The organism is Halomonas sp. TA22 (genome assembly GCF_013009075.1).
GTDB lineage: Bacteria > Pseudomonadota > Gammaproteobacteria > Pseudomonadales > Halomonadaceae > TA22.
The window spans coordinates 2,140,146-2,155,840 of sequence record NZ_CP053108.1; the positions used below are offsets into that span (position 1 = coordinate 2,140,146).

Here is a 15,695-nt window from a genome sequence, read left to right on the forward strand (position 1 = left end):
CGCTGCAGGTGCTAGGCGTGATCTCACATCGCTCTCGTTCGTCGTAATGGGTATAGGCGCACTACATGTTCACCATTGATGACCTGGCCGACCGCCTCGGTGGCTATCTTCCCGCGGATGAGATCCAGCAGGTCAAGCGCGCCTTCTACTACGCCGAACAGGCCCACGACGGCCAGCGCCGTCGCTCGGGCGAACCCTATGTGACCCACCCGCTGGCGGTGGCCAATATCCTCGCCAACATGCACATGGACCATCAGAGCCTGATGGCCGCCATGCTGCACGACGTGATCGAGGATACCGGCGTCTCCAAGGAGGCGCTGACCGCGCAGTTCGGCGACGCCGTGGCGGAGCTGGTCGATGGGGTCTCCAAGCTGACCCAGATCACCTTCGAGGACAAGGCGGTCGCCCAGGCCGAGAACTTCCAGAAGATGGTGCTGGCGATGTCCCGCGACATCCGCGTGATCATCGTCAAGCTCGCCGACCGCCTGCACAACATGCGCACCTTGGGTGCGCTGCGCCCGGAGAAGAAACGCCGCATCGCCCGCGAGACGTTGGAGATCTACGCGCGTATCGCCAGCCGCCTGGGCATCAACACCATCCGTATCGAGCTCGAGGACCTCTCCTTCCAGGCGATTCACCCGATGCGCGCCGAGCGCATCAAGCACGCCGTCTCCAAGGCGCGGGGCCACCGCCGCTCGACGATCCGCCAGCTGCAGAGCAGCCTGCAGCGGTGTCTGGATGACGACGGCCTGCCGGGCACGGTGATCGGCCGCCAGAAGCACTTACTGTCGATCTATCGCAAGATGCGCGACCAGCGCAAGCCCTTCGCCGAGATCATGGACGTGTTCGGCTTTCGCATCATCACCGACGACGTCGACAGCTGCTATCGCATCCTCGGCGCGGTGCACAATCTCTACAAGCCGGTGCCGGGGCGCTTCAAGGATTATATCGCCATCCCCAAGGCCAACGGCTACCAGAGTCTGCATACCACGCTGTTCGGCACCGGCGGCATGCCTATCGAGGTGCAGATCCGCACCCGCGAGATGGAGGCGATGGCCAACAACGGTATCGCTGCCCACTGGCTCTACAAGGCGGGCCAGACGGCACGGCCGATCGCCGCGGGCAGCCACGCCCGGGCACGGGAGTGGGTACGCGGCCTGCTCGAGATGCAGCGCCATGCCGGCAATCCGCTGGAGTTCATCGAGCACGTCAAGAACGACCTGTTCCCCGACGATATCTACGTATTCACTCCCAAGGGCGACATCATGGAGTTGCCCCAGGGCGCCACGGCGATCGATTTCGCCTACAGCGTGCATACCGATATCGGCAACAACTGCATCGCGTGCCGTATCGACCGCCACCTGGCACCGCTCTCCAGCCGCCTGGAGAGCGGTCAGACGCTGGAGATCATCACCGCGCCAGGGGCGCGTCCCAGTACCACCTGGCTGTCGTTCGTGATCACCGCCAAAGCACGCTCGGCGATACGCCACGCACTCAAGAACCAGAAACACACCGAATCGGTCCAGCTCGGCCGCCGCCTGCTCAACAAGGCGCTGGCCGATTTCGACACCAGCCTCGAGGAGCTGCCCAAGGGCCATCTCGACAAGCTGCTCGAGGAGCTCTCGCTCAAGAGCGACGAGGCGCTGCTGGAGTCGATCGGCCTTGGCACCCGCATGGCCTATGCCATCGCCCGCCGCTTGTTCGACTCCCTGCCGGGGGAGGAGAGCGTCAGCCTGCGCCGCAACACCGACCAGACGGGGCCGATCGTCATCAACGGCGTCGAAGGCATGGTGGTCAACTTCGCACGCTGCTGCCACCCGCTACCCGGCGATCCGGTGATCGGCCACCTCTCCTTCGGCAAGGGCATCGTGGTACACCGCATGGAGTGCGGCAACCTCGATGAGCTCAAGGAGGATCCCGAGAAGCTGTTTGCGCTGGAGTGGTCCGATACTCCCGACGACGACTTCCCGGTAGCGCTGCGCATCCATATGGAGAGCCGCCGCGGCCTGGTCGCCGAGCTTGCAAGCCTGGTCACCGATGCCGATGCCAACATCGAGCGCATCGGCATCGAGGAGCGCGATGCACGGCTGTCGATCATCAACCTGACGCTTGCCGTGCGCGATCGTGTCCACCTGGCGCGCATCATCAAGCGTATCCGCAACCTGCCCCATGTCGGCAAGATCACCCGCGTTTGAACTGATCGCCGCACCCGTCGAAGTAACGAAGACGAGCGTGACTGGCGTTACTGATCACATTCTGGAGATACCCATGAGCAACAAGGCAGTGATCAATACCGATAAAGCCCCTGGCGCCATCGGCCCCTACTCACAAGCCATCAAGGCCGGCAATACCGTCTACCTGTCGGGACAGATTCCGCTGGACCCGAAGACCATGGAGCTCGTCTCCTACGACTTCGAGACCCAGGCACGTCAGGTGTTCACCAACCTCAAGGCGGTGTGCGAGGAGGCCTCGGGCTCGCTTCAGGATATCGTCAAGATCAACCTCTACCTGGTCGATCTCGAGCACTTCCCGGTGGTCAATCAGGTGATGGAGGAGTTCTTCACCGCCCCTTATCCCGCGCGTGCCGCGGTCGGCGTCAAGGCGCTACCCAAGGGCAGCCAGGTCGAAGCCGAAGCCGTGATGGTGCTTGGCGACTGAGCTCGGTGACTGCACTCGGCAGCGAGTCAACCGTTTTCCTGCTAATTTTTCTGTCCTACACTATTTGATAGGAATGATTAATTAGCAGGGAAGAATACAATGGCAATACTCAAGCAAGGCCGCCTGGCAGCCCTTCTCCTGTCGGGCACCATCATTTGCTCGACTCCCACATTGGCACATGCCGACCTCTACTTTGCCGCCGGGGCGACCAGCGAGAACACCGTTGTCGTCAGCATCGAGATCGATCGTGACTACAGCCTGCAGCACTGGCATCCGCAGCTCAGCCTGCGGCTGGCGACGGGTGTGCTACTGCTGCCGGGGGATGAGGGCGATGACAACGCTGCCTGGCGCCTGACACCGGCCTTTCGCTATACCTTCGCCGGGGAGCGCGGGGTCTTCGCCGAGGCAGGAATTGGCGCTGGGGTGTTTCTCAATACCCATCTCGAAGGCCAAGAGCTCTCGACCGCCTTTCAGTTCGAGGATCGCCTGGCGATCGGCATACCCTTCGCCGGTGGCGAGCTGGGGGCCAGCCTGATGCACTACTCAAACGCCGGCATCAAGCGGCCCAACGACGGCTTCGAGACGCTCATGCTGAGCTATCGTACCGCGTTCTGATCACGCCCTCTGGGGCTCGAGGAAGCCACCCTCCTCGAGCACGTGGGCGTAACCCTCGCGATAGGTGGGGTAGCGAAAGCGGTATCCCGTCTTGCACAGGCGAGTATTGTTACAACGCTTGCTGGAACGGCGACGCAGCGGTGACTGGATCGTCTCGGTGGCCTCCACCTTGAGCTTGCCGGCCAGCCAGTTCATCACCTCATGCAAAGGGGCCGATTCGCAATCGGAGGCAAGATAGATATCGTCAATCGACTCGCCCTTGAGGGTCAGCTCGATTAGATGCGCCAGCACGCCGGCACAGTCGTCTCGATGGATGCGGTTGGAGTACATCGGCGGCGTGGCGGCCGCCACGCGACCCTCGCTGACCTGGCGGATCAGGCGATCGCGCCCCGGCCCGTAGATCCCCGAAAAGCGCACCGAGGTACCGGGAAGGGCATGATCGATCAGCGCCTGCTCGGCCTCGCGCATCAGCCCGCCGGAGAATCCCGCCGGCTCCGTCGGACTGGTCTCGTCGACGATTTCGCCCTCGCGCTGGGCGTAGACGCTGGTAGAGGAGACGAAGAAGATACGCTTCGGTGCCTTGCGCCGTTCGCCATATTCGCCAAGCACGGCGCACAGGCCATCCAGGTAGGCGGCACGATAGGCGCCCTCATCGAAATGGTCGGCGCTGATCACGTAGACGACGATATCGGCATCGGGCAGTTCGGCAGTGGCGCCCTCCTCGTTGATGTCCAGCGCAAGCCCCTGGATGCCCGACCCCTTGAGGCTTTCGACATTGCGTCGCACGCCTATTACGCGGTATCCGGCATCGATCAGGCGCGCTCCCAGCGCCATTCCAATGTCGCCACAACCAATTATCAGTGTAGTTTTCTTCACCTTTCTCTCGCCCCTTGATAAAAAGTCCCTATTGGAAAACACATGTCCATCTGCTCGAGAGGATGCCAACTGGCACCACCATGACTCTAACAGAACTGCGCTACATCGTAACCTTGGCTCAGGAGCGTCATTTCGGACGCGCCGCCGAACGCTGCTTCGTCTCCCAGCCGACGCTCTCCGTAGCCGTCAAGAAGCTCGAGGAGGAGCTGGGCGTGGCGCTGTTCGAGCGCACCAAGTCTACGGTCCAGGTCACGCCGCTGGGTGGACAGATCGTCGAACAGGCGCAGCGCGTTCTAGAGCAGAGCAGCGTCATCAAGGAGCTGGCCAACGCCGGCAAGGATCAGCTCGCCACCCCGCTGCGGGTGGGTGCGATCTTCACTATCGGGCCCTATCTGTTTCCGCACCTGGTGCCGGAGCTCTCCCAGATGGCACCGCAGATGCCGCTCTATATCGAGGAGGGCTTCACCGCCTCGCTGCGCCACAAGCTCAGAAGTGGCGAGCTCGATGCGATCATCGTCGCGCTGCCGTTCACCGAGTCCGACGTGCTCACCAAGGCGCTCTACGAAGAGGAGTTCGAGGTGCTGATGCCGGCGGATCACGCCTGGACCAGAAAGGAGTTCATCGACAAGGAGGATCTGTTGACCGAGCGCCTGCTGCTGCTTGGCGAGGGACACTGCTTTCGTGAGCAGATTCTCGAGGCCTGCCCGGCGATCGGCGATCATCTCAGTGGACCCGGTAACAATCTGACGGCGGAGGGTGGCTCGCTGGAGACGATTCGCCACATGGTCGCCTCGGGGCTTGGGGTGACGGTACTGCCCAAGTCGGCCGTCGGCACCAGCCACTACGAGAACGGTATCCTCGCCAGCCGCCCCTTCACGCCAGAGGCACCCTCGCGCACCGTCGCCATCGCCTGGCGGGCGAGCTTTCCGCGGCCCAAGGCGATCGATGCCCTCACCGGCGCCATCGCGCGCTGCCGAAAACTGCAGCTCACCCCGCTATGAATCCACTGGAGCAGCCGGTCACCGCGCTGAGTGGCGTGGGCGAGGCCTTGACGGCCAAGCTGGCCCGGCTGCGAATCGAGGCGGTGGTGGACCTGCTCTTCCATCTGCCGCTGCGCTATCAGGATCGTACGCGTATCACGCCGATCGGCACCCTACGCGCCGGCCAGGAGGCAGTGGTCGACGGCGAAGTGGCCGCGGCCGACGTGGTCAAGGGGCGGCGTCGCAGCCTGCTGGTGCGCCTCAAGGATGGTTCAGGCATCCTCAGCCTGCGCTTCTTTCACTTCTCTCCGGCGCAGCAGCAGCAGTTCTACAAGGGCGCCCACGTGCGCTGTTTCGGCGAAGCCCGCGCCGGCGCCACGGGGCTCGAGATCTATCACCCCGAGTATCGCCTGCTCAAGGTCGACGATGTCCCGGTCGATGAACACCTCACGCCGATCTATCCCACTACCGAAGGGCTCAACCAGCCCCGCCTGAGGACATTGATCCAACAGGTGCTACGCCAGCTCGACCAGACCCCCGAGGCCTTGGAGGAGTGGCTACCCGACAACCTGCGCGAGCGCTTCCGCCTCCCCGCGCTGCATGAGTCGCTGCGCTACCTGCACGAGCCGCCGCCGGACGCCGATGTGGCACGCCTGGTCGAGGGTCACCATCCCGCCCAGCGTCGCCTGGCGCTGGAGGAGCTGCTAGCCCACCAGCTCAGCCTGCGCCAGGTACGCCTGCGCATCCAGGCCGACGGCGCTCCACGCCTGCCCTCCGGGCGCAGCCTGCAGACGCGCTTTCTCACCCAGCTGCCCTTCGCCTTGACCAGCGCCCAGCGCCGGGTACTCGACGAGATCGCCCACGATCTGGAGCAACCCCTGCCGATGCTGCGCCTGGTACAGGGCGACGTGGGCTCGGGCAAGACGGTGGTGGCGGCCATGGCGGCCCTGCAGTCGATCGCCGGCGGTTGCCAGGCCGCGCTGATGGCCCCCACCGAACTGCTCGCCGAGCAGCATTTCCGCAACTTCCGCGACTGGTTCGCGCCGCTGGGCATCGATGTGGCGTGGCTTGCCGGCAAGCTCAAAGGCAAGACGCGGCTCGACACCAAGGCAGCGATCCTCGACGGCCGCGCGCAAATGGTGGTGGGCACCCATGCGCTGTTCCAGGATGACGTGCACTTCAAGTGCCTGGGGCTTGCGATCGTCGACGAGCAACACCGCTTCGGCGTGCACCAGCGCCTGGCGCTGCGCGAGAAGGGCGAGGCCGGGGGACTGACGCCCCATCAGCTGATCATGACCGCCACCCCCATCCCGCGCACCCTGGCGATGAGCGCCTACGCCGACCTCGACCTGTCGGTGATCGACGAGCTGCCGCCGGGGCGCACGCCGGTGCAGACCGTGGCACTCCCCAATGAGCGCCGTCCCGAGGTGGTGACACGCATCCGCAACGCCTGCATGGAGGGGCGCCAGGCCTACTGGGTCTGTACCCTGATCGAGGAGTCCGAGGCGTTGCAGTGCCAGGCCGCCGAGGCGACCCGGGAGGAGCTTGTCGAGGCGCTGCCGGAGCTTGCCGTCGGTCTGGTCCACGGGCGCATGAAAGCGGCCGAGAAGGCCGAGGCGATGGCCGCCTTCAAGTCCGGCGAGCTCGACCTGCTGGTGGCCACCACGGTGATCGAGGTAGGGGTCGACGTGCCCAATGCCAGCCTGATGATCATCGAGAATCCCGAGCGGCTGGGGCTGTCGCAGCTGCACCAGTTGCGGGGGCGGGTGGGCCGCGGTGCGACCGAGAGCTACTGTGTGCTGCTCTACCGCCCACCACTCTCGGCGCACTCGCGCGAGCGCCTGGCGGTGATGCGCGAGACCAGTGATGGCTTTCGCATCGCCGAGAAGGATCTCGAGCTGCGCGGTCCCGGCGAAGTGCTGGGGACCCGCCAGACCGGGCTTGCTCAGCTGAAGATTGCCGACCTGGAGCGTGACCGCGACCTGTTCGACCAGGTCACGCCGCTAGCCCGCGCGCTGCTCGCCGAAGTGCCCGAGGCCAGCGAGCCATTGATCCGGCGCTGGCTGGGCGACCAGGCCGGCCGCTACGGCCAGGTCTAGGCGGCGGCCGCCTCGGCCGGTGCCGCCGCGCTGCCCTGCTTGACCAGCCGGTTGGCCGCCTCGGCGAGCGGCACCAGCTGACGGCAGATCAGCATCAGCTGGGTCTGCATCGTGGGATATGCCACCTCTCCTTCCCCCTCATCCTCTTCCTGGGTTGCCTCTGGCAGCACCTGAGCCAGTATCGCCACCAACTTCTCCTGCTCCTCCTCGAGCGCGGGCCCCGGCTGACGCGCGGCGAGCCGCTCGGCTATCGCGGCAAGGTTCTCGGCAATGCGGCGCGCCACCGGTATCAGCGTGGCATCGAGTTCATCCTCGCCGACCCGATGGCGATGAGCGCCGAGCGCCGAGAGATAGCCCAGCAAGGTGTGCGATAGCACCAGGAAGCGGAAGCCATCGTCGGCATCCTGCTTGCTGTAGTGTCCCGGCTCCTGAAGCATGTTGGAGAGCATGGTCGAGAGCGCGGCATCGGCATTGTGGGCATTGCGCCGGGCCAGGCGATAGGCGAGGTCGTCCTGCTTGCCTGACTCGTACTGATGAATGATCTCCTCGAGGTAGCGGCGGCTGCTGCCCAGCACGTTGGCCGCTTCGCGGTTGACCCGACGTCCCTGCCAGTCCGGCAGGATGGTGAAGACCGCCACCCCGGCGATCAAGGCGCCGATCAGCGTATCCACCAGCCGCGGCCAGATCAGGTCGAAGCCATCCCCCACCTGGTTGAAGCTGCACAGCACCAGCAGCGTGATGGCGGCCGTGGCCACCACGTAGCGCTTCTCGCGATTGGCGAAGAACACCACGCCCGCCGCCACCGCGATCAGGGTCTGCAGCACGGGACTTGGAAACAGAGTGATCGATGCCCAGCCGGCAATCAGCCCAAGCACGGTGCCGATGATGCGCTGACTCAGGAAACGGCGGGTGGCGGCGAAGTTGGGCCGACATACGAACAGTGTGGTGAGCAGGATCCAGAACCCCTGGGTGGGATGGATGAGATGCAGCACACCGTAGCCGATCAGCAGTGCGGTGGGCAGCCGCAGGGCGTGGCGGAAGGTCGGCGAGCGCACGGTCAGGTTGAGGCGTATACGTTCCCAGGCGTCGGCGAGGCTCTTGGGCGAGCGATTGAACAGGCTGTTGTCGCCCTGCGAGTCGGCGGCGTCCGGATTGTGAGCGCTGGCGAGCTGCCCCTCCAGGGTCGCCAGGTTGTGGGCCAGCGCCTTGAGCGAATGGATCAGTCCGCGCCAGGCCGGGTTGCGCATGGCGCGCAGGTGGTCGATCGAGGCGTTGAGATCCTCGAGCGCCTGCTCGCTCTGGGCATGGTCGAAGGGGCGATTGAGCAGCAGTGCCTTGCCGAGGCGCTTGCACGCCTGGCCCTGCTGGTCGAGTAGCCGCTGGCAGCGGAACAGCACGTCATGATGGAAGAATGCCTCGGTCAGCTCGGAGTAGGGGTAGTGAGTCGAGCTGGCCCGCTCGTGGATGTCCTGGGCGATGAAGTAGATGCGCAGGTAGCGATTGAGCTTGCGATTGCCGCGCTGCCCCTCGAGGCGGCGGAAGATCATCTCCTTGGCCTGGTTGAGGGCGCCCACCACCTTGCCGTTCTGGCGTGCCAGCGCCAGGCGCCGCGCCTCCACGTCGAGCCCACGCAACGGCTCGAACAGCAGCGACTTGAGGATCAGGTACTCGCCAAGCTGGCGATAGACGTTGGCCATGCTCTGCTTGACCGGCTGACGCGAGAAGAGCGCGCACCACAGCACCGAGATCAAGCCATACCAGGCCGCCCCCGCCACCAGCAGCAGCGTCAGGTGCCAGACCCCCTCGTCCGGCACGCCGCCATGATGCTCGATGTTGATCATCGAGTAGATCGACAGAATCAGCGTTCCCGAGGCGATGGTGGCGTAGCGCTGCCCCACCGCGCCGAGCATGATCAGCACGAAGGTCGAGATCGCCAGCGCCGCGGCGAACAGCCACGGCCAGGGAAACAGCAGCTGCACGGAGAGCGATGCCGTGGCAAAGCACAGCAGGGTCACCATCAGTGCCTGCAGCCGGCCCTGCCAGCTATCGTCGGTCTCCGACAGGGCGCTGGCGATGATACCCAGGAACAGCGGAATCACCAGCGCGATGTCGCCCAGCGACCAGCTCAAGGCGAGGGCTCCGCTGAAGGCCAGGAAGACCCGGAAACTGTAGGCGAACTTGTCCAGTGTCCAGAGCCGCCGCAACGAGTGCGTGAGTGAAGTGGAGATCATGATGGACCGCATTGTTGTTGGGGAGGGCATGGTGCATGCCTATCATCGAGCATTAGACTTTAGTATAAGCTCGCAAGGCCCGCTATGCTCCCCCCTGCCATTAAACGGTGGCGCTTGAACGAAGCGCTCTCGCACCGCGATAACATGCGCAAGGCATGTTCGAATAATTAGTACATCAAAGCTCTATCTTTGAAACAGTCACCTTTCGATACTCCTAGGTGTCCCAATACCACAACATAACAAGGACAAGCTGATGGAACTCAAGTTGCTGCTCAACTGGCGCCTTCACCTAACGGTGATCCTGGCGTCACTGCTGGCTGAGTGGATCGGTATCCTGCGCCTCCCCCTGGGGCCGGGTATCCTACTGCTGCTGCCGCTCTTCTACGCCTTCATCATCGGCGTGCTGTTCAATCCTCACCTGTTCAGCGCCATGGGCAAGATCATTCCCAAGCCGGTCAGCCAGGCATCAGGCCCCCTCATCCTGATCGCCATCTTGCCCTTCATCGCCAAGTTCGGCTCTACCATCGGACCCGCCATCGAGCAGATCGTCGCCGCCGGACCGGCACTGCTGCTCCAGGAGCTGGGCAACCTCGGCACCATGCTGCTGGCACTGCCCTTCGCCGTGCTGGTGCTGCGCATGGGGCGCGAGGCGATCGGCGCCACCTACTCCATCGCCCGCGAGCCCAACATCGCCGTCATCTCCGATCGCTATGGCCTGCGCAGCCCCGAGGGCATCGGCATCATGGGGGTCTATGTGGTGGGCACCATGTTCGGCACGCTCTATTTCGCCTTGATGGCGGGCTATCTCGCTTCACTGGATATCTTCGACGTGCGTGCACTGGCCATGGCCTGCGGCGTGGGCAGCGGCAGCATGGTGGCGGCCTGCTCCGGCGCCCTGGCCGAGGCAGTCCCCGGCATGCGCGACGAACTGCTGGCCTTCTCCGGTGCCAGCAACCTGCTCACCTACGCCACCGGGCTCTATGTCTCGCTGTTCATCGCCCTGCCGGCGGCGGAGTGGCTCTACAAGCGTCTCGGCGGCGCCGCTAGCAAGGAGACTTCCCATGAAAACGTCTGATACCGTCAATCCTGCAGCCCTCGACAGCGATGCACTCAAGGAGCTGCGCCCCGAGCAGCAGCTCGGCAAGACCGCGATCCTGCTCGGCGCGGTGTGCATCGCCGCCTGGTTCTCCAACATGGTCAACGGCGCACCGCTGCATCAGTCGCTGCCTGGCATGCTGATTCTCTATGCAATGGTGATGATCGGCCTGGTGATCGGGCGCGTCTCGCCCTTCTACCTGCCCAGCGTGGCCTGGGTGTCGCTGGTCAGCATCCTCTTCACGCTGCCCTTCTTTCCGGGCAACGACTGGATCGTCGCGCAGCTGGCCAGCGTCGACTTCCTGGCGGTGGTCACACCGGTACTCGCCTACGCGGGGCTTGCCCTGACCGGGCGTGAGTTCGCCATGTTCCGCCAGACGGGCTGGAAGCTGGTGATCGTCTCGCTGCTGGTGTTCACCGGCACCTTCGTCGCTTCCGCCTTCATCGCTCATCTGCTGCTCTAGGAGACGCTCATGAACGCAAGCTCGTCCCCTTCCCCGGCACTGCTGCGCGAGTGGCGGCACGATTTCCATCGCCATCCGGAAACCGCCTTCGAGGAGCACCGCACCGCCTCGCGCATCGCCGATATCCTGCGCGACGCCGGCCTTGAGATGGTCACCGGCCTCGGTGGTGGCACCGGGGTGGTGGCGACCCTCGATGGCAAGCAGGGCCCGGGGCGCGCGATCGGCCTGCGCGCCGACATCGACGCCCTGGATGTCGAGGAGGCCAACGCCTTCGCCCACGCCTCTTCGATCCCAGGCAAGATGCACGCCTGTGGTCATGACGGCCACACCACCATGCTGCTGGGAGCGGCCTGCGCGCTGGCCGGCGATCCTGATTTCGCCGGGCAGGTGCACTTCATCTTCCAACCGGCGGAGGAGAGCGAGGGGGGTGGCCGCGTGATGGTCGAGGAGGGCCTCTTCGAGCGCTTCCCGATGGAAGCCATCTACGGCCTGCACAACTGGCCGGGCCTGCCGGTCGGCGAGGCGGCGGTACACGACACAGCCGTGATGGCGGCCTTCGACGTCTTCACCCTGACGCTCACCGGACGCGGCTGCCACGCCGCCATGCCTCACCTGGGCAGCGATACCATCCTCGCCGCCTGCCAGCTCGTCAGCCAGCTGCAGGGATTGATCAGCCGCGAGACGCCCCCCCACCAGAGCGCGGTGCTGAGCGTCACCCAGTTCCACGCCGGCGACGCCTTCAACGTGATTCCCGAACGGGTCGAGCTGCGCGGCACGCTGCGCTGCTTCGATGGCGAGCTGCGCGCCTACCTGGAGCGGCGCTTCGGCGAGGCCGTCGAAGCGCTGGCCGGCTTCCATGGGCTGACAGCCGAGCTCGACTACCAGTCGCGCTACCCCGCGACGATCAACACCCCCGCGCATGCGGCGCGCTGCGCCGAGGTGCTCGAGGCATTGCCGGGCATCACACAGGTGCATCGCGACATGGCGCCGAGCATGGCCTCGGAGGATTTCGCCTTCATGCTCAATGAGCGCCCCGGTGCCTATCTCTGGCTCGGCAATGGCGACAGCGCCGCGCTGCACAACCCGCGCTACGACTTCAACGACGCCATCGCCCCGCTCGGCGTGGCCTACTGGCAGGCGCTGGTCAGGCAGTTGCTCGCCGCCTAGCGCCTCGATCTCCATGGATGCGTTTACCCACGACCTGGCATGGCCTGGTTAGGGTAGATGCGTCTTAAAAAATGGCCAATCCACGACAAACACAACGGAAATCGACATGAAGATCACGGTAATCGGCTTAGGCCAGATGGGCGGCAACATGGCACTGACGCTCCAGGCAGCGGGCTTCGAGGTATGCGGCACGGACCTCTTCGAGGGCACCCGCGAACGCCTGGCCGCCCAGGGGCTCGCCGTCGTCGCTCCCGATTCGTTGCCGCCAAGCGACGTCTATCTGCTCTCGCTGCCCACCTCCGACCACGTCCGCGAGGTGATCGAGCGAGCGCCGGGCCTGCTCGTATTGGCCCCCAGGGGCAGCGCGATCGTCGACACCTCGACCAGCGATCCCGTCGTCAGCCGCGAACTTGCCGGCAAGGTGCTCGCCGCCGGCCTCGAGTGGCTCGATGCGCCGGTCAGCGGCGGTCCCAAGGGTGCGGCGAGCGGCGAGCTCGGCATGCTGCTCGGCGGCGAGGCGACCACCATCGCGCGCCTCACGCCGATGCTCGAGGTGATGTCGGCCAAACGCACCCATGTCGGCGGGCCCGGCAGTGGCCACGTGGTCAAGCTCGCCAACAACTACCTGTGCGCGGCACACCTGCTGACCACTGCCGAGGCGGTGGCCATGGCCGCCCGCGCCGGCGTCGACCCGACGGCCTGCCTGGCCGGGCTCAACAGCGGCTCGGGGCGCAGCGCGGTGAGCGAGGTGAACTTCCCCGAGTGGATTCTCTCCGGACGCTTCGACTCCGGCTTCACCTGCGGGCTGATGCGCAAGGACCTGCGCCTGGCCCGCGACGCCGCCGAGCGCCTCGCCATGCCGCCGGGGCTGCTGCAGGCAGTGGTCGAGGCGTGGCACGCCGACCATGAACACCCAAGCGACAGCGATGACTTCAACCGTATCGTCAGTCCCCTCATGGCCGCTGGCGAGGAGCACTCCCAATGAACGCACTCAACCAGCAAGCCCGCGAGCGTCTCGCCAGACTGCTCGACCTCTTCGGCCTCGCCGGCCAGACGCCCCTCACCAACTGGATCGATGGCGCGCTTCAGCCAGGCGAAGGCGAGACGATCACCCTGCTCGACCCGGCCACCGGCGAGACGCTGATCGACTATCACGATGCCGGCGCGGCGGCGATCGAGCTCGCCACCCAGGCCGCGACGCGGGGGCAGCAGGCGTGGATGGCGCTGAGCGCCAGCGAGCGTGGCCGGCGCATGAACGACGCGCTACGCGGCCTCGAGGGGTACGAGGAGCCGCTTGCCCAGCTCGAGAGCGTGGTGGCCGGCAAGCCGATCCGCGACTGCCGCGGTGAGGTGGCCAAGGTGCGCGAGATGTTCGAGTACTACGCCGGCTGGTGCGACAAGCAGCACGGCGAGGTGATCCCGGTGCCGACCACGCACTTGAACTACGTGCGCCACGTGCCCTACGGCGTGGTCGGTCAGATCACGCCGTGGAACGCACCGATGTTCACCTGCGCCTGGCAGCTCGCCCCGGCGATCGCCGCCGGTAATGGCGTGGTGCTCAAGCCCTCCGAGCTCACCCCGTTCACCTCGGTGGCGATCGCCAGGCTGCTGGAGGGGGGCGGGCTGCCCCGCGGGCTGATCAACATCGTCAACGGCCTCGGCCCGACCACCGGCGCGGCGCTGACCGGCCACGAGACGATCGCCAAGCTGGTGTTCGTCGGCTCGCCTCACAGCGGACGGATGATCGCCGAGGCCGGCGCGCGGCGCCTGGTGCCCAGCGTGCTGGAGCTAGGCGGCAAGTCGGCCAATATCGTGTTTGCCGATGCCCGGCTTGACGACGCCGTGGCCGGTGCCCAGGCGGCAATCTTCGCCGCCGCCGGGCAGAGCTGCGTGGCCGGCTCGCGGCTGCTCATCCAGCGTCAGGCGTTCGAAGAGGTCACCGCACGCCTGGCACGGGCCGCCGCCGAGATCGAGGTCGGCCTGCCAAGCGAGGAGGCGACGCGCATGGGGCCGCTGCAGAACGCTCGCCAGTACGCGCATGTGATGCGCATGATCGATGACGCCGTCGCCGCCGGTGCCCGTGTGTTGACCGGCGCCAGCCGCCCCGAGGGACTCCCCGAGGAGGCGCAGGGCTACTTTCTCGCCCCCACCGTGCTGGCCGACGTCACCGCCGAGATGGAGATCGCCCGAGAGGAGGTGTTCGGCCCGGTGCTGGTGGCGATGCCCTTCGACGACGAGGCCGATGCCGTACGCCTGGCCAACGCCACCCGCTTCGGCCTGGCCGGCGCGGTATGGACCCAGGACCCCGCGCGGGCGCACCGTGTCGCCGCGCAGCTGCGCGCCGGCACCGTATGGATCAACAGCTATAAGGCGATCAATGTGATGTCGCCCTTCGGTGGCTTCCGTGACAGTGGTTTCGGGCGCTCCAGCGGCCTTGACGGCCTGCGCGAATACAGCGTGCCCCAGAGCGTCTGGGTGGAGACCGGCAACGAGGCGAGCGTGGCGATGGGCTACGGCAACGGCGTGGGCTGATCCTGGGACGGTCGGCTCTCGTCAGGCGGCGTCCCGACATCACGAAACGCCTGCATCCAGTGCTGCAGGTGACGCAGCAGCAGAACGCTGGCCTTGGGCTGCTGGCGCCCGATGCGAGTCACCATGTGTGCCTGGGAGCGCCGGAACAGCGGGTCGTCCACCGGGCGCGCCACCAAGCTGCCGGCCTCTAGGTCGCGGGCCACGGCGAAGCGCGGCAGTAGGGTGATGCCCATGCCGCTGCGCACGTACTGCGCCAGCACCGCCATGGAGTTGGTATTCATCGCCGCGCGCGGGCGCAGGTGCGCCAGGTGGAAGGCGTGATCGACCATCTGGCGCACACCGTGGCCGAGGTCCCACATCGCCATCGGCTCATCGCTGAGCTGTACCAGGGTCAGTGGTTCGAGCTGAGCGACGAGCCAGTGGTCGGGGGGCAGAATCGCCATCAGCGGTTGTGGGCTCGAGCTCCAGAAGCGCAGCTGGGGGTGGGTACGCTCGTGGAACATCAGTCCGATGTGCGCCTGGTCCTCGACGATCGCCTCGATGATGCCGGTGGTGCCGGCCAGGTGAATGTCGAGCTGGATGCCCTGGTAGCGCTCGGTGAATTCGCGCAGCGGCGTGGCGATCAGATCGCCGACGAAGCCCTCCCCCACCACCAGCGACACGGTACCGGTCTCGAGACGCTGGTAAGCCTCCAGCGAGGCGATGAAGCTCTCGTCCAGGGCACCGCGCCGCGCGCAGTACTCGAGCAACATCTCGCCCACCGGCGTGGGCCGGATGCCGTGGCGCTGCCGTTCGAGCAGGGTCGCGCCCAGTGCCTCCTCGAGCAGCGCGATTTGCCGGCTTACCGCCGAGGGAGCGATATCCAGACGCGCCGCTGCCCGGCGGACCGAGCCCGATTCGATGGCGATGCGAAAATAGACCAGGCGCTGATGAGGGATATCCACGGTCGGCCTCTAGGGGAATGGCACCGGCACATGG

Annotated in this window: 13 protein-coding genes; 10 read left to right on the top strand and 3 right to left on the bottom strand. The window is 65.8% G+C overall.

Features of this window, described 5'->3' with window-relative positions; all coding sequences use genetic code 11:
- Window positions 1-65 precede the first annotated feature (65 nt).
- The 3 genes from HJD22_RS09985 to HJD22_RS09995 all read left to right on the top strand — a co-directional run bounded on the left by HJD22_RS09985 (window position 66) and on the right by HJD22_RS09995 (window position 3,273).
- Window positions 66-2,195 (top strand): bifunctional (p)ppGpp synthetase/guanosine-3',5'-bis(diphosphate) 3'-pyrophosphohydrolase, encoded by a 2,130-nt coding sequence (locus HJD22_RS09985; protein ID WP_208655386.1) that lies wholly within the window; start codon window positions 66-68, stop codon window positions 2,193-2,195.
- 73 nt (window positions 2,196-2,268) lie between these two features.
- On the top strand, window positions 2,269-2,658 hold the full coding sequence (locus tag HJD22_RS09990; protein ID WP_208655385.1) for a RidA family protein: 390 nt from the start codon (window positions 2,269-2,271) through the stop codon (window positions 2,656-2,658).
- 99 nt (window positions 2,659-2,757) lie between these two features.
- Window positions 2,758-3,273: an acyloxyacyl hydrolase gene (locus tag HJD22_RS09995; protein ID WP_208655384.1), complete on the top strand. Its 516-nt coding sequence runs from the start codon at window positions 2,758-2,760 to the stop codon at window positions 3,271-3,273.
- On the opposite strand, the gene HJD22_RS10000 is transcribed toward HJD22_RS09995, so the two are convergent.
- Window positions 3,274-4,149 (bottom strand): NAD-dependent epimerase/dehydratase family protein, encoded by an 876-nt coding sequence (locus tag HJD22_RS10000; protein ID WP_208655383.1) that lies wholly within the window; start codon window positions 4,147-4,149, stop codon window positions 3,274-3,276.
- A gap of 80 nt (window positions 4,150-4,229) precedes the next feature.
- Between HJD22_RS10000 and HJD22_RS10005 the strand changes: the two genes are divergently transcribed.
- Both HJD22_RS10005 and recG read left to right on the top strand, forming a co-directional pair.
- On the top strand, window positions 4,230-5,150 hold the full coding sequence (locus HJD22_RS10005) for a hydrogen peroxide-inducible genes activator (protein WP_208655382.1): 921 nt from the start codon (window positions 4,230-4,232) through the stop codon (window positions 5,148-5,150).
- On the top strand, window positions 5,120-7,228 hold the full coding sequence (recG, locus tag HJD22_RS10010; RefSeq protein ID WP_248730225.1) for an ATP-dependent DNA helicase RecG: 2,109 nt from the start codon (window positions 5,120-5,122) through the stop codon (window positions 7,226-7,228). The genes HJD22_RS10005 and recG overlap by 31 nt, the downstream gene beginning before the upstream one ends.
- Here recG and yccS read toward each other — a convergent pair.
- On the bottom strand, window positions 7,225-9,459 hold the full coding sequence (yccS, locus tag HJD22_RS10015) for a YccS family putative transporter (RefSeq protein WP_208655380.1): 2,235 nt from the start codon (window positions 9,457-9,459) through the stop codon (window positions 7,225-7,227). The two genes, recG and yccS, sit on opposite strands and share 4 nt — an antisense overlap.
- A 253-nt stretch (window positions 9,460-9,712) precedes the next feature.
- Between yccS and HJD22_RS10020 the strand changes: the two genes are divergently transcribed.
- The 5 genes from HJD22_RS10020 to HJD22_RS10040 all read left to right on the top strand — a co-directional run bounded on the left by HJD22_RS10020 (window position 9,713) and on the right by HJD22_RS10040 (window position 14,717).
- Entirely contained in the window at window positions 9,713-10,534 is an 822-nt protein-coding gene (locus HJD22_RS10020; RefSeq protein ID WP_208655379.1) for a DUF3100 domain-containing protein, read from the top strand.
- Complete coding sequence (locus tag HJD22_RS10025) at window positions 10,521-11,018, top strand: hypothetical protein (protein ID WP_208655378.1); 498 nt, start codon at window positions 10,521-10,523, stop codon at window positions 11,016-11,018. The genes HJD22_RS10020 and HJD22_RS10025 overlap by 14 nt, the downstream gene beginning before the upstream one ends.
- Before the next feature lie 9 nt (window positions 11,019-11,027).
- Entirely contained in the window at window positions 11,028-12,185 is a 1,158-nt protein-coding gene (locus tag HJD22_RS10030) for a M20 aminoacylase family protein (RefSeq protein ID WP_208655377.1), read from the top strand.
- 106 nt (window positions 12,186-12,291) lie between these two features.
- Window positions 12,292-13,170, top strand: a complete 879-nt coding sequence (locus HJD22_RS10035) for an NAD(P)-dependent oxidoreductase (protein ID WP_208655376.1) — start codon at window positions 12,292-12,294, stop codon at window positions 13,168-13,170.
- Window positions 13,167-14,717, top strand: coding sequence for an aldehyde dehydrogenase (locus tag HJD22_RS10040; RefSeq protein ID WP_208655375.1), 1,551 nt, complete (start codon window positions 13,167-13,169; stop codon window positions 14,715-14,717). The genes HJD22_RS10035 and HJD22_RS10040 overlap by 4 nt, the downstream gene beginning before the upstream one ends.
- On the opposite strand, the gene HJD22_RS10045 is transcribed toward HJD22_RS10040, so the two are convergent.
- The gene (locus tag HJD22_RS10045; RefSeq protein ID WP_208655374.1) at window positions 14,696-15,661 is read right to left on the bottom strand and encodes a LysR family transcriptional regulator; all 966 of its coding nucleotides are present in this window, start codon (window positions 15,659-15,661) and stop codon (window positions 14,696-14,698) included. The two genes, HJD22_RS10040 and HJD22_RS10045, sit on opposite strands and share 22 nt — an antisense overlap.
- Between the last annotated feature and the right edge of the window lie 34 nt (window positions 15,662-15,695).

Bases quoted from the DNA above. Each gene is read 5' to 3' on its own strand.
- HJD22_RS09995 (WP_208655384.1), top strand. From the start codon at position 2,758: ATGGCAATACTCAAGCAAGGCCGCCTGGCAGCCCTTCTCCTGTCGGGC.
- HJD22_RS10020 (WP_208655379.1), top strand. From the start codon at position 9,713: ATGGAACTCAAGTTGCTGCTCAACTGGCGCCTTCACCTAACGGTGATC.
- yccS (WP_208655380.1), bottom strand. From the start codon at position 9,459: ATGATCTCCACTTCACTCACGCACTCGTTGCGGCGGCTCTGGACACTG.
- HJD22_RS10035 (WP_208655376.1), top strand. From the start codon at position 12,292: ATGAAGATCACGGTAATCGGCTTAGGCCAGATGGGCGGCAACATGGCA.
- HJD22_RS10040 (WP_208655375.1), top strand. From the start codon at position 13,167: ATGAACGCACTCAACCAGCAAGCCCGCGAGCGTCTCGCCAGACTGCTC.
- HJD22_RS10005 (WP_208655382.1), top strand. From the start codon at position 4,230: ATGACTCTAACAGAACTGCGCTACATCGTAACCTTGGCTCAGGAGCGT.
- HJD22_RS09985 (WP_208655386.1), top strand. From the start codon at position 66: ATGTTCACCATTGATGACCTGGCCGACCGCCTCGGTGGCTATCTTCCC.
- HJD22_RS10025 (WP_208655378.1), top strand. From the start codon at position 10,521: ATGAAAACGTCTGATACCGTCAATCCTGCAGCCCTCGACAGCGATGCA.
- HJD22_RS10030 (WP_208655377.1), top strand. From the start codon at position 11,028: ATGAACGCAAGCTCGTCCCCTTCCCCGGCACTGCTGCGCGAGTGGCGG.
- HJD22_RS09990 (WP_208655385.1), top strand. From the start codon at position 2,269: ATGAGCAACAAGGCAGTGATCAATACCGATAAAGCCCCTGGCGCCATC.